The organism is Streptomyces sp. NPDC056452 (genome assembly GCF_042796085.1).
In the GTDB taxonomy this organism is placed as follows: Bacteria; Actinomycetota; Actinomycetes; order Streptomycetales; family Streptomycetaceae; genus Streptomyces.
Window position 1 is genome coordinate 1 of record NZ_JBHTRI010000064.1, and the last position, 11,912, is coordinate 11,912.

An 11,912-nucleotide genomic window follows, 5' to 3' on the forward strand; every position below is an offset into this window, starting at 1 on the left:
GCCCGCGTCTCCGCGGGCCGGCCGGGGTGCTGATACCGGTTGCTGCTAGCGGGCATCCGGTTCGGGGCCGTACCAGACGGTCGTGACGTTGCAGAACTCACGGATGCCGTGCCCGGCCAGCTCCCGCCCGTAGCCGGAACGCTTCACTCCGCCGAACGGCAGGGCGGGATGCGAGGCGGTCATGCCGTTGAAGAAGACACCGCCCGCCTCCAGGTCGCGTACGCAGCGGCTCGTCTCCCCCTCGTCGCGCGTCCAGACGTTGGAGCTGAGCCCGAAGGGCGTGTCGTTGGCGAGGTTCACGGCTTCGTCCAGGTCCGCGACCCGGTAGAGCGTCGCCACCGGGCCGAACGTCTCCTCCCGGTGGATCCGCATACCGGGGGTGATCCCCGCCAGAACGGTCGGGGAGTAGAACCAGCCCCGGTCGAGGCCTGCGCCCAGCCCCTCCGGCCGGCCCCCGCCGCACAGCACGGTGGCGCCCTCGCGTACGGCGTCGTCCACCAGCTCCTCCAGGTCGGTGCGGCCCTGTTCGCTGGCGAGCGGTCCCACGTCGGTCGACTCCTCCATCGGGTCGCCCACGGTCAGGGCGCGCATCCCGGCGGTGAAACGCTCGGCGAACTCGTCGTAGACGTCGGCATGGACGATGAAGCGCTTCGCCGCGATGCAGGACTGCCCGTTGTTCTGTACGCGGGCGGTGACGGCCGTGTCCGCCGCCCTGCGGACGTCCGCCGACGGCAGGACGATGAACGGGTCGCTGCCGCCCAGTTCCAGCACGGTCTTCTTCACCTCGTCACCGGCGACGGAGGCGACCGCCCGGCCGGCCGGCTCGCTGCCGGTGAGGGTCGCAGCGGCGACCCGGGGGTCGCGCAGGATCGCCTCGACGGCGCCCGAACCGACGAGCAGCGTCTGGAAGCAGCCGGCGGAGAAACCGGCCCTGGTGAACAGGTTCTCGAGGTACAGGGCGGTCTGCGGCACGTTCGAGGCGTGCTTGAGCAGCCCGGTGTTGCCCGCCATGAGGGCGGGCGCGGCGAAGCGCATGACCTGCCAGAGCGGGAAGTTCCACGGCATCACCGCGAGGACGACGCCCAGCGGGCGGTAGTGCACACGGGCCCGGGACGCCCCGGAATCCTTGACGTCCGCCTCCTCGGGGTCTTCGTCGGCGAGCAGACGCTCGGCGTTGGCCGCGTACCAGCGCATCGCCTTGGCGCATTTGGCGGCCTCCGCCCGGGCCGCCTTGACCGGCTTGCCCATTTCGGTGGTCATGGTGCGCGCGATGTCCTGCTGGTCCTCGTCGAGGAGGTCGGCGGCCCGGTTCAGCAGGCGGGCCCGCTCGGCGAAGTCCGTGGTCCGGTAGCGGCGGAACGCACCGTCGGCGACGGCGAGCCTGCGCTCGGTCTCCTGCTCGTCCAGTGCGTCGAATGTCGCGAGCGTCTCGCCGTTCGCGGGATTGACCGTCGCGATGGGCATGGCAGTGGCCTCCTTGCATGGGTTCTTCGACCGTGCCGCGCCACGCCCTGCCGCGCAACGCGGACCCGTGGTGCACACGTACCCGGCCGGCACGGATCATGCGTGCGCGAGGCACGCAGTCCGCGCCGGCCGGGCGGGGATGTGACCGCTCGTCACACGAGGACGGGTTCCGGGACGGGCCCGCTGCGGAACGTGCGGCCGTCGGGGAGCGGCGTACGCGGCAGCAGGCCGGTGGTCCGCGGCGCCTCGGCGTATCGCGTGAACCAGACGACCTTGCCGTCGGTGGTCCGGCAGGTGCCCCAGCTGTCGCTGAGAGCCATGACCCTGCTGAGGCCGCCACCGCCGCCGCTGAGCAGCCTGGGCATCCGGGAGTCGTTGTCGGCCACGGACACCGTCAGATGGCGGCCGGTCCAGCGAAGTTCGACGACGCACTTGTTGTCGTCGCCGACATGCCGCTGGACGTTGGTCAGGAGCTCGTCCGCGGCCCGGCACACCGGCCGGACGTGCAGATCGAGGCTCCAGTGACGAAGGTGTGCGGCGACGATGCGCCGCAGCTGGGAAATGCGCTCTGCCGACACCTGCAGTTCGACCAGATAGTGCCGGTCGAGTGGAACGGTCATCGTCGAGGCTCCTCACCGCGAGGCCCACGTGCTTCACCCCGTCTGTACCAACGACCCCCGAACACGAAGCGTGAGCAGTATCCACTTCTGGGTCACTCATCAGGGTGACCCGAGGGGGCCGGTTGCGCAACCGAGGGGCAGGGCCACGCTGTGTCACAGGTAGGGCAGCAGTTTGTCCGGGGTCAGCGGGAGTGTGCGCAGCCGCGCCCCGGTGGCGTGCCGCACGGCGTTCCCGATGGCGGCGGCCGTGCCGACGATGCCGATCTCACCGATGCCCTTGCTGCCCATCGGGTTGAGGTGGGGGTCGTCCTCGTCGATCCAGTGCACCTCGATCGCGGGGACGTCGGCGCACGACGGCACATGGTAGGAGGCCAGGTCGCTCTCGGTGAAGTCCCCGAAGACGGGGTCCATGGTGCTGCCCTCGGTGAGGGCCATGCCGAGGCCCATGACCATGCCACCCATGAACTGGGAGCGCGCTGTAAGGGAGTTGAGGATGTGTCCGGCCGCGAAGACGCCCAGCATCCGCCGCACCCGGACCTCGCCGGTGAGGGAGTCGACCGCCACCTCGGCGAAGTGTGCGCCGAAGGCGTGCCGGGCGTACGGGGACTCCTCCCCGGTCTCCTGCTCCGTGTCCGCCGTGACCGTGATGCCCTCCGGTGGGACCGGCCCGCTGTGTCCCGCGAGCCGGTCCGCCAGGGCGGTGGCCGCCTTGTGCACCGCCGACCCCCAGGACGCAGTTCCCGAGGAGCCACCGGCCACGGAGGCCTCGGGCAGGTCGCTGTTGCCGATGTCGATCCGGACGTTCTCGTGCGGGGTGCCCAGAGCCGAGGCGGCGATCTGCGCCAGGACGGTGCGGGCGCCGGTGCCGATGTCGGTGGCGTTCACCCCGATACGGAACGAGCCGTCCGGTGCGGCATGCGCGGAGGCGGCGGACTTCGAGACGAGCACCGGGTACGTCGCCGAGGCGACCCCGGTGCCGAGCAGCCATGGCCCCTCCTGCCGGGCGGCGGGGCTCGGGTCCCGGTCGTGCCAGCCGAACCGCCGGGCGCCTTCGTTCAGACAGGCCGCGAGGTTGCGGCTGCTGAACGGGCGTCCGCTGTCGGGTTCGGCCGCCGGTTCGTTGCGCAGGCGCAGTTCGACCGGGTCGATCCCCAGGACGCAGGCCAGTTCGTCCATGGCGGATTCGAGGGCGAACATTCCCGGCGCCTCGCCCGGTGCGCGCATCCACGAGGGGCTCGGCACGTCGAGCGCGCTCACCCGGTGCACCGTGCGGCTGTGGGGAGAGGCGTACATGACACGGGCCGGTACGGCGGCCTGCTCGACGAACTCCTTGATCGTCGAGGTGTGCGTGACGATCTCGTGGGAGACGGAGACGAGCACGCCGTCGCGGTCGGCACCCAGCCGCACCCGCTGCACCGTGGGCGCACGGTGGCCGACGATCGCCGCCATGTACCTGCGGGGCAGCGCGAGTTGGACCGGGCGCCCCGTGTGCACCGCGGCCATCGCGGCCAGAACGGCCTGGGGCCGCGGGGTGCCCTTGGATCCGAAGCCGCCGCCGACGTGCTCGGAGATGACGGTGATGCGGTTCCGCTCGATCCCCAGCGCCCGGGCGAGGCTGTCGCGCACTGCGCCGGAGCCCTGGCTGGAGTCGTGGACGGTCAGATGTCCGTCGGCCCACCGGGCGGTGGAGGCGTGCGGTTCCATGGGGTGGTTGTGCAGACCTCCGAGCGTGTACGTGGCGTCGATACGCACCGGCGCGCCGGCGAACGCGGCGTCGGCGTCGCCACGTTCGCGTACCGCCGGGTGGCCCCCGTTGGCCTGCTCGGGCGTGTAGAGGCCGGGGTGGTCCTCGGTGAGGATCACGTCGTGGCCGGTCGTCCTGTACTCCACGCGGACGGCTGCCGCGCCGGCCCGGGCGGCTTCGGGGCTCTCCGCCAGGACGAGGGCGACGGGCCAGCCCCGGTGCGGAACCCGGTCGTCCTGGAGGACCGAGAGGATCGGGTCGTCGGGTTCCTTCAGCCGCGGCGCGTTGTCCAGGGTGAGGACGGTGTGCACTCCCGGAACGGCGAGGGCGTCGGCGGTGCGGGTCGCGGTGACGTGCCCGCTCGGGACCGTGGCGGGGACGACCCAGCCGTACAGGCAACCGGGCGGGGTGTGCTCCGCGGCGTACCGGGCCGTGCCGGTGACCTTGTCCCGGCCCTCGCGCCGGACGACGGGGGCGCCGGGCTGCTGGGGTGCGTGGCTCATGGCGGAAGTCCTCGGTTCGTCGGAGTGCGGGCCGGACGGCTCAGCGTGGTGGCGCCGGCAGGGCGGCGAGTTCGGTCAGGGCCCCGATCGCCAGATTGCGTGCCAGGGACACCTTGAACCCGTTGTCCCGCAAGGGCCTGGCGGCTTCGAGTTCGGTGTCCACCGCCCGGGCGAAGGTCTCGTCGGTAGCGGGTGCGCCCCGCAGTACCTGCTCCGCGGCCAGGGCGCGCCACGGCCGGTGGGCGAGCCCGCCGAAGGCGAGCGAAGCCTGCTCGACACGGCCGTCGCGGACGGTCAGCACGGCGGCGACCGAAGCGAGCGCGAAGGCGTACGAGGCACGGTCGCGCGCCTTGCGGTAGAGGGAGACGGCGCCGTCCGGACGCGGTGGCAGCACCACTTCGGTGATCAGTTCGCCGGGCCTGATCACGGTGTCCTGGTCGGGGTTGTCGCCCGGCAGGCGGTGGAAACCGGTGACGGGTACGGAGCGTTCGCCCTCGGGTCCGTGCAGCCGGACGGTCGCGTCGAGGGCCGCCAGGGCGACCGCCATGTCCGAGGGGTTGGTGGCAACGCAGTCCTGCGAGTGGCCGAGCACCGCGAGATCGCGGTGGGCGCCCTCACGGGCCGGGCAGCCGGAGCCCGGGGTTCTCTTGTTGCAGGGCTTGGAGACATCCTGGAAGTACGGGCACCGGGTGCGCTGGAGCAGATTCCCGCCGGTTGTGGCGGTGTTGCGGAGCTGCCCGGAGGCACCGGCGAGGAGGGCCTGCGACAGGGCGGGGTAGCCGCTCCGTACATCGGGGTGGGCTGCGAGGTCGCTGTTGCGTACGGTCGCACCGATCCGGAGGCCGCCGTCGTCCGTCCGCGTCACCCGGTCCAGCGGGAGCCGGCTGACGTCGATGAGCAGGCCGGGCGACTCCACGCCGAGCTTCATCAGGTCGACGAGGTTGGTGCCGCCGCCCAGGAACCGGGCTCCGGGGCGTTCGGCACAGGCGCGGACGGCGTCGGCCACGGAGCCGGGGCGCAGATAGGCGAAGGGTTTCACGGGGCCACGTCCTCGATCGCTCGGACGATGTGGGGGTACGCGCCGCACCGGCAGAGATTGCCGCTCATCCGTTCGCGGATCTCCTCCGGTCCGAGGGCGGCCGGGCCTTCGGGGACCGTTGCCGTGCGCGGGGTGACGTGGGAGGGAAATCCGTCCGCCGCCTCGCCGAGCATGCCGAGCGCCGAACAGATCTGTCCGGGGGTGCAGTAGCCGCACTGCAGGGCGTCCCTCTCCAGGAAGGCCTCCTGCAGGGGGTGCAGCCGGTCGCCGTCGGCCAGCCCTTCGACGGTGGTGATGCGGGCACCCTCCTGAGCGACCGCGAACAGCAGGCAGCTGTTGGCGCGGCGGCCGTCGACGAGCACGGTGCAGGCACCGCACTGACCGTGGTCGCAGCCCTTCTTCGCACCGGTGAGGCCGAGGTGTTCGCGCAGCGCGTCCAGCACGGTGGTGCGGTGATCGAGCGTCACCGTCCGTGCGGTGCCGTTGATGTGCAGGGTGAAGGTCGAGCGGGTGCCCGGAAGCGGAACCTGTCCGGCGTCCGAATCGCCCTTCCCGGGGGTGAGGTCCATGGACTGGCGCCTTCCGGTTTCGTGCGGTGCGGGCATCACGCGGGGCCGCGGCTCTCCAGGCGCAGCCGGATCTCCTGTTCCTGGTCACCCGCGGCCGTCCCCACGACCCGGACGGCGAAGGTGTCCGCCAGGTGCTGACGGAGGCGGTCGACCGCCCAGTAGCCGCCCTGCGCCTCGACGGTCACGGGCGCGGACAGCTGCGTGGGCCGGGCACCGGCGAGCTCTTCGGACACATCGACGGTCGCCGTCCACACCGTCGGGCGTGTCGGCGACACCTCCTCGGGGGTGTCGCTCGCCGGGCGGTCGGAGACGAAGGCACGGCGCAGCACGTCGAACACGGTGCGCGCGTCCTCCTTCGGGCAGCCGGTCACCGCCACCACGACGTCGCCGCTCTCCCGGTGCTCCTGTGCCTGTGCGTCCGTGCTGTTCACAGTGTTTCCTTTCGGCTTCGAGGAAGGCGATACCGCAGCCGAGGCCTATCGCCACGAACCGGTCGGCCATTGCACTCGTGCGGGTGAAGCGGGAGCCCACGTGGAGGGCCCTACGACGGCCGGGTCCGGACGACGACGCGGTACGCGTGGCTCCGGATCCCACTTGGGCGGGTACCCCGCCCCGGTCGGACGAACAGCCGCGACGTGCCACGGAGCGCACCCACTCCAGGCTCGCCCAGTGGCTCCGTGTCGGCGACACGAGCAGGTTCAGCCGGCGGAAGGGCGGGCATGAGCAAGGCGGCCTGCCCCGCTCATGATCGTGTAGCCGGTTCGAACCGCGCGAAACACTTTCACCAGGACACCGTCACAAAATATGAATTACCTTCACCAACTGTCTGTTATCGATCCTCCCGGGTATGCGCCATGCATGGACGTAACAAACGGAGTCAGGGATTCTCTCGCCGTCACCCTTGCCGGGCCCGGCACGATCGGGGTTGTCGTCGGCATCGCGGGACTTGCCGTAGCCGTCGTGCTGGTCGGCGCCTTCTGGTGGGGCATGCGGCGCCGGGACCAGGAACTTCCGCCGCCGCGCCCCGAGGAGCAGCCGCACCGCCCCGATCACCGGACGGAGATCCGGGAGAGCGACAAGCACGGCTCGGACAGCTTTCCCGAGAACGGCCGGGGACTCTCGCCCTACGAGCTCGGCGACCACGGCAACGAGGTGATCCCGCCCGACACCGACCGCCCGCGCGACTGAGACGCGGACGCCCGGGCGCGTGTCCGGCCGCCGCCTCCTCGCGGCCCCGGCGGCGAGGAGGCCGTGTGTTGCGGGAGCGGTCGGCACACATGAGGCTGGTGCTGGCCCCCGCGGCACCGAAGAAGTCATGCCGCAGAACCGATAAGGCAGAGCGACCATGACCGCAAGCGAACCGGCACCGCTGACCGGCGCCACCGCGCCGTGCTGGGTCCATCTCGTGACCCAGGAGCTGGGGGCCGCCCAGCGCTTCTACGGTGCCGTCCTCGGCTGGACGTTCCGCACCGGCCCCTTGGGCAAGGACTACGCCATGGCCCGTTCGGACGGAGTGCCCGTGGCGGGAATCGGCGCAGTCGCCTCCGCCTACCAGGTGGGCGTGGCCTGGACCCCGTACTTCTCGGTCCGGGACGCCGACGTGGCCTCGTCCCGCATCCGCGAACGCAGTGGCACGGTGGCGGTGGGCCCGCTGACCATCGGCAAGGGACGCGCCGTCCTGGCCGCCGACCGGGACGGCGCGTCCTTCGGCGTCTGGGAGTGGACGGGGCGCGCGGCCTCCCTCGCACCGTCCGGGCACCGGGCGCACGCCTGGCTCAGGCTGCGCACCAGAAACGCCTTCGACGCCGCGATCTTCTACGGCGAGGTCCTGGACTGGGAGAGCGGGGCGCCCGGCTGCTGCGAGGTCTCGTACGTCAAGGAGGAGGTGCTCGTGCGCTGCGACGGCCGTCCACTGGCCCGGATCAGCTCCGGGGCCGTCGAGTCCGCACCCGACCCGATGGTGCGCCCGCACTGGCAGGTGCAGTTCCCGACCACCGATGTGGCGGCGACGGTCCGCCTCGCGGAGGAGCACGGAGGCACGCTCCTGGAGCGGCGCAGTGTGCCGCACGGCAGCGAGGCGACGCTGCGCGACCCGGACGGCGGGCTGTTCACCGTGACGGACGTACGCAGCCCCGCCGAGACGGACGACGACTGAAGGGTTCACCCGGCGGAAGCGGAACCCCCGTCGCCCGGTCGGCCGCCGTCGCCGGACTTCGGATTCCCCCGGGCGATGGCCCACAGCGGGAAGACGAACCAGCAGGCCAGGAACCACAGCGCCATCGCGCCCACCAGCCACAGGGCCAGCACGTTGTGGAGCGCCACCCGCAGGATGAGCAGCAGGGTCGAGCACATCGTGCAGAAGAGCAGTCCGAGCCCGAGCTTCGTCAGGCGCGAGGCCCAGGTCACGGTCTGCGGCTTCATCCGTCTGCCGGTGAGCAGCCGGTGGTAGGACACCGGCCCGATCAGTGCGGCGGCCGTGGCCGATCCCAGCATGACCGTGACGACGTAGATGTTCCGGTCGGCGGTGGAGAGGTCGGCGAACCGGGGCTGGAAGACCACCGCGAGCAGGAAACCGAACAGGATCTGCACACCGGTCTGGGCGACCCGCAGTTCCTGCAGCAGATCCGTCCACTGCCGGTCCGCCCGTTCCTCCTCCGTCTCCTCACGGCCGCTCCTGGCCTCCGAGGCCCTCTCCCCACCCTTGCCCGCCGGTATCCGTCCCATCGGTGCCTCCACCACGTCGAGTGGGTGGTACTGGTGCCCTGCGGTCGCGCTGTGAATCCTCTCGGCGGGAGAGCACGTGGTATTCCGCCAAGCACAGTGCGGGCCGGGCCCGTACAGGCGAACCGGCTGTGCGCAGGTGGACGGCACACGTGCCCGTGCAGTCCATGGTGGCACCTACCTGGGATTTCACCACGCCGGCCGGGCGCCGTCCTCCCCCGCACAGCGGGTGCGGACGGCGGCCGGCGAGCGGCCGGAACCGGGCGATCAGAGGCCAAGCCCTCGACTCACCGTGACCCCTCGCCTAAGATCTTGTGTACGGCATCGCGCGTCGGTCACCGTCCGGGTGAGGCGTGGAGGTAGCCCGTGAGATGCCCGTTGGAGGCATTCCACAGTGTCAGTCGAGTTGAATCACACCATCATTCACTGCCGGGACAACCGTGAGTCCGCCGATTTCCTGGCGCACATTCTGGGCCTGGACGCCGGAAGGGAATGGGGCCCCTTCATTCCGCTCGTTCTCGCGAACGGCGTGACGCTGGATTTCGCGACCATTCCCGCCGAATCGATCACCGCGCAGCACTATGCGTTCCTCATTTCCGAGGCGGAGTTCGATACGGCCTTCGAGCGGATCAAGGCGCAGGGGATCGCGTACTACGCCGATCCCCATCAGAAGCTGCCCGGCGAGATCAACCACAACGACGGCGGGCGCGGGATCTACTTCCCCGACCCGAACGGGCACGGGATGGAACTCATCACCCGCCCGTACGGCGGCTGGTCGTAACAGCGGCCGCCTGTGGCGCATCCGAGTGGCCCGGCCGGGAGACGGCCGGGCCACTCGCCGTCAGGGGCTCTCGATCGGGAGGGTCAGTTCGGGCCGGTCCCACATCACCGCGGGCGGGCTGGCCGGCACCGTACCGGTGCGCTCCGCGCCCACGCTGCGGTAGAAGCCTTCGGCGGGCGGATGCGAGACCACACGTACATCGCTCAGTCCGGCGCGGCGCGCCTCGTCCCGCAGGTGACCGACGAGGAGGCGCCCGATACCCAGCCCCTGGGCGTCGTCGCCGACGAACATGAGGTCGAGTTCGGGCGGGGAGACGACCAGCGAGTAGAAGCCGAGCACGCGGTCGTCGGCGCCGACGGCGACGAAGACCCGGTGGGTCTCGATGTAGTCCGGGCCGACCCGGTACCCCTGGACCATCGGCGCGTACGGCCCGTCGTAGGCGCGTGAGGTGGTGACGAGACGGGTGAGCCGCTTGGCATCCCGTGCGACGGCCCGCCTGATGCGGACCCCTGCGGGTCCGGTGGACCCGCCACGCCGGTACGTAATGCTCGACTTCATATACCGAGTATTACGTACCGCGAATCACGGTGCCCAGGGGGCCATGCCCCACGGGTTCCGGTTCAGCCCCGGCCCCGCTGCTCCCGCCACTCCCCCACGACGGCCTCGACGTCGAAGGGCCCGAGGTTCAGGGGCGGGCCCTCGGGCGGCATGAGGAGCGCCTTGCGGATCTTGTCGTTGATCTCGTTCAGCAGGCGCCGGACCTCGGCTTCCGTCCCGGCGCCCGAGACCGCGTCCCTGGCGTCCTCCGCCTCTTTCCGGAGGGCCAGCGACGGCGGGAGTACGGACAGCCCCTCCCGCTGCATCTTGGCCTTGATCCACCAGGTCTCGTCGTAGGGCCGTTCGAGCCCGGGGATCGGCTTGCCGAAGCCGGGCAACGCGGAGAAGTCGCCGCGCTGTTCGGCCTCGCGGATCTGCTTGTCCACCCAGGATTCGAAGCTGACGCCGGTGGGCTTGCGCTCGGTCACCGTGTGCCCCTCTCAGAACTCGTCCGGCAGGACTCCGGATCCGGGCCCGGGTCCGGCGCATTCCACGATACCGAGGGGCTCGTCCGCATGAACTCTGTCAGGCGGGTACACGACAGCTTGCACAGCGGCCCGGCACTTCGACCCGGGCCCGTCGGAAGGGAGTTGACGAAAGTGAGACAGCGCTACGCACCGACCGCGAACCGACAGGGGGGTCCGTCATGACGACCGTGGTGATCATCGTTGCCGTCGTCCTGCTGGCGGCACTCGGCTACGTCCTCGTCCGTCGCCGGACGGGCGGCGGCCATGGACTGCGGCGTCGCTTCGGACCGGAGTACGACCGCACGGTCGAGCGGCACAACGGCGACACGAAGGCCGCCGAGCACGAGCTCGCCGAGCGCGTGAAGCTGCACGGCCACCTGGAGGAGCGGCCCCTGCCCCCGGAGGCGCGCGAGGGATACACCGACCGCTGGGCCGCGGTGCAGGAGCAGTTCATCGACTCGCCCACCGAAGCGGTCGCCCAGGCCGACGCGCTGCTGGCACAGCTGGCCCGGGACCGGGGCTTCCCCGACGGCGCCGGCTTCGAGGAGCAGACGGCCGCCCTCTCGGTGCACCACGCGGAGCACGTCGACGGGTACCGCAAGGTGCACACGGCAGTGCGCGGCAAGGGCGGCACCGAGGACATGCGCAAGGCGCTGATCGAGTCCCGCGCCCTCTTCGACGTACTGCTCGGACAGTCTCCGGACGAACCGGCCCACACGAGCCGGCACCGGACGAACGGAAGGACCGCCTGATGCACCGCACCGGACCCACTGACAGTTCTGCCACCGAGGCGCCCCGGACCGCTGCGGAGGCGCGGCGCGCCGAGACTCCCCCCGGCTCGACGGAAGCGCGGCGCACCGAGACGTCTCGGACCGCCCCGGAACCGCAGCACGACCCGGCGCCCGGGACTGCCGCGACGCGGACCGCGACACCCGGCCCCGACCCGACCCAGGTCATGAACCGGGGTCCCGGCGATGCCGGTGCGCCGCCCGCCGCGCCCCCGGCCACGGCACGCCCGGCCACCGCACGCCCGTCCAGCGCCCCGGCCCCGGCGGGCAAGCCGGCCGGCAGGTCCGGGACCGCGCCGACGGGCACGCCCCTGCTGCCCGTCAAGGAGCAGGACTCGCTGACCGAGCGCATGCAGCAGGCCGTCGCCGACTTCGTCGAGAGCCCGCGCCAGGCGGTCGAGGAGGCCGAAAGCACCTTCGACAGGATCGTGGCGGATCTGACCGAGGCGCTCGAGGAGCGCAGGCGCACCCTGCACACGAGCTGGCAGGCCCAGGACACCGAGGCCCGGACGGAGGAGCTGCGGCTTGCCCTGCAGCAGTACCGTGACGTCGGCGAACGGCTCCTGCGAGTCTGACAGGAACCCCGCAACGGCGGCCCGGTGCGACGTCCTTCGAGGAC

General features: G+C 71.5%; 14 protein-coding genes. 5 read left to right on the top strand and 9 right to left on the bottom strand.

Annotated elements, in window-relative coordinates:
• Window positions 1–45: 45 nt before the first annotated feature.
• From ACFQ6X_RS34730 to ACFQ6X_RS34755, 6 genes are all read right to left on the bottom strand, one after another.
• Complete coding sequence (locus tag ACFQ6X_RS34730; RefSeq protein WP_383187853.1) at window positions 46–1,464, bottom strand: NADP-dependent succinic semialdehyde dehydrogenase; 1,419 nt, start codon at window positions 1,462–1,464, stop codon at window positions 46–48.
• A 152-nt stretch (window positions 1,465–1,616) separates the two neighbouring features.
• Window positions 1,617–2,084, bottom strand: coding sequence for an ATP-binding protein (locus ACFQ6X_RS34735; protein ID WP_383187855.1), 468 nt, complete (start codon window positions 2,082–2,084; stop codon window positions 1,617–1,619).
• Window positions 2,085–2,237: 153 nt separating this feature from the next.
• Complete coding sequence (locus ACFQ6X_RS34740) at window positions 2,238–4,331, bottom strand: xanthine dehydrogenase family protein molybdopterin-binding subunit (RefSeq protein WP_383187858.1); 2,094 nt, start codon at window positions 4,329–4,331, stop codon at window positions 2,238–2,240.
• Between the two features lie 40 nt (window positions 4,332–4,371).
• On the bottom strand, window positions 4,372–5,370 hold the full coding sequence (locus tag ACFQ6X_RS34745; RefSeq protein WP_383187860.1) for an FAD binding domain-containing protein: 999 nt from the start codon (window positions 5,368–5,370) through the stop codon (window positions 4,372–4,374).
• Entirely contained in the window at window positions 5,367–5,939 is a 573-nt protein-coding gene (locus tag ACFQ6X_RS34750) for a 2Fe-2S iron-sulfur cluster-binding protein (protein ID WP_383187862.1), read from the bottom strand. The genes ACFQ6X_RS34745 and ACFQ6X_RS34750 overlap by 4 nt, the downstream gene beginning before the upstream one ends.
• 35 nt (window positions 5,940–5,974) lie before the next feature.
• Window positions 5,975–6,370 (bottom strand): hypothetical protein, encoded by a 396-nt coding sequence (locus ACFQ6X_RS34755; protein ID WP_383187865.1) that lies wholly within the window; start codon window positions 6,368–6,370, stop codon window positions 5,975–5,977.
• Window positions 6,371–6,797: 427 nt separating this feature from the next.
• Between ACFQ6X_RS34755 and ACFQ6X_RS34760 the strand changes: the two genes are divergently transcribed.
• Window positions 6,798–7,127 carry a DUF6479 family protein gene (locus ACFQ6X_RS34760; RefSeq protein ID WP_383187867.1) on the top strand — a complete coding sequence of 110 codons (330 nt, stop codon included), beginning with the start codon at window positions 6,798–6,800 and terminating at the stop codon, window positions 7,125–7,127.
• A 157-nt stretch (window positions 7,128–7,284) separates the two neighbouring features.
• Complete coding sequence (locus tag ACFQ6X_RS34765; protein WP_383187870.1) at window positions 7,285–8,094, top strand: VOC family protein; 810 nt, start codon at window positions 7,285–7,287, stop codon at window positions 8,092–8,094.
• A gap of 5 nt (window positions 8,095–8,099) precedes the next feature.
• On the opposite strand, the gene ACFQ6X_RS34770 is transcribed toward ACFQ6X_RS34765, so the two are convergent.
• The gene (locus tag ACFQ6X_RS34770; protein WP_383187872.1) at window positions 8,100–8,663 is read right to left on the bottom strand and encodes a DUF6328 family protein; all 564 of its coding nucleotides are present in this window, start codon (window positions 8,661–8,663) and stop codon (window positions 8,100–8,102) included.
• Between the two features lie 391 nt (window positions 8,664–9,054).
• Here ACFQ6X_RS34770 and ACFQ6X_RS34775 point away from each other — a divergent pair, with 391 nt between their 5' ends.
• Window positions 9,055–9,441, top strand: coding sequence for a VOC family protein (locus ACFQ6X_RS34775; RefSeq protein WP_383187874.1), 387 nt, complete (start codon window positions 9,055–9,057; stop codon window positions 9,439–9,441).
• Window positions 9,442–9,501: 60 nt separating this feature from the next.
• Here the strand turns inward: ACFQ6X_RS34775 and ACFQ6X_RS34780 are convergent, their stop codons facing one another.
• Window positions 9,502–9,999 (bottom strand): GNAT family N-acetyltransferase, encoded by a 498-nt coding sequence (locus ACFQ6X_RS34780; RefSeq protein WP_383187877.1) that lies wholly within the window; start codon window positions 9,997–9,999, stop codon window positions 9,502–9,504.
• A 62-nt stretch (window positions 10,000–10,061) separates the two neighbouring features.
• Entirely contained in the window at window positions 10,062–10,466 is a 405-nt protein-coding gene (locus ACFQ6X_RS34785; protein ID WP_383187880.1) for a DUF1992 domain-containing protein, read from the bottom strand.
• 218 nt (window positions 10,467–10,684) lie between these two features.
• Here ACFQ6X_RS34785 and ACFQ6X_RS34790 point away from each other — a divergent pair, with 218 nt between their 5' ends.
• Together ACFQ6X_RS34790 and ACFQ6X_RS34795 are read left to right on the top strand one after the other, a co-directional pair.
• Window positions 10,685–11,257 (top strand): hypothetical protein, encoded by a 573-nt coding sequence (locus tag ACFQ6X_RS34790; protein ID WP_383187882.1) that lies wholly within the window; start codon window positions 10,685–10,687, stop codon window positions 11,255–11,257.
• Entirely contained in the window at window positions 11,257–11,868 is a 612-nt protein-coding gene (locus tag ACFQ6X_RS34795; RefSeq protein ID WP_383187885.1) for a hypothetical protein, read from the top strand. Before ACFQ6X_RS34790 ends, ACFQ6X_RS34795 begins: the two co-directional genes overlap by 1 nt.
• The last annotated feature ends 44 nt before the right edge of the window (window positions 11,869–11,912 follow it).

What these genes read in the sequence shown, in the direction of transcription:
- ACFQ6X_RS34760 (WP_383187867.1), top strand. Translation starts at nt 6,798, where the DNA reads ATGGACGTAACAAACGGAGTCAGGGATTCTCTCGCCGTCACCCTTGCC.
- ACFQ6X_RS34740 (WP_383187858.1), bottom strand. Translation starts at nt 4,331, where the DNA reads ATGAGCCACGCACCCCAGCAGCCCGGCGCCCCCGTCGTCCGGCGCGAG.
- ACFQ6X_RS34790 (WP_383187882.1), top strand. Translation starts at nt 10,685, where the DNA reads ATGACGACCGTGGTGATCATCGTTGCCGTCGTCCTGCTGGCGGCACTC.
- ACFQ6X_RS34765 (WP_383187870.1), top strand. Translation starts at nt 7,285, where the DNA reads ATGACCGCAAGCGAACCGGCACCGCTGACCGGCGCCACCGCGCCGTGC.
- ACFQ6X_RS34730 (WP_383187853.1), bottom strand. Translation starts at nt 1,464, where the DNA reads ATGCCCATCGCGACGGTCAATCCCGCGAACGGCGAGACGCTCGCGACA.
- ACFQ6X_RS34770 (WP_383187872.1), bottom strand. Translation starts at nt 8,663, where the DNA reads ATGGGACGGATACCGGCGGGCAAGGGTGGGGAGAGGGCCTCGGAGGCC.
- ACFQ6X_RS34750 (WP_383187862.1), bottom strand. Translation starts at nt 5,939, where the DNA reads ATGGACCTCACCCCCGGGAAGGGCGATTCGGACGCCGGACAGGTTCCG.
- ACFQ6X_RS34780 (WP_383187877.1), bottom strand. Translation starts at nt 9,999, where the DNA reads ATGAAGTCGAGCATTACGTACCGGCGTGGCGGGTCCACCGGACCCGCA.
- ACFQ6X_RS34735 (WP_383187855.1), bottom strand. Translation starts at nt 2,084, where the DNA reads ATGACCGTTCCACTCGACCGGCACTATCTGGTCGAACTGCAGGTGTCG.
- ACFQ6X_RS34795 (WP_383187885.1), top strand. Translation starts at nt 11,257, where the DNA reads ATGCACCGCACCGGACCCACTGACAGTTCTGCCACCGAGGCGCCCCGG.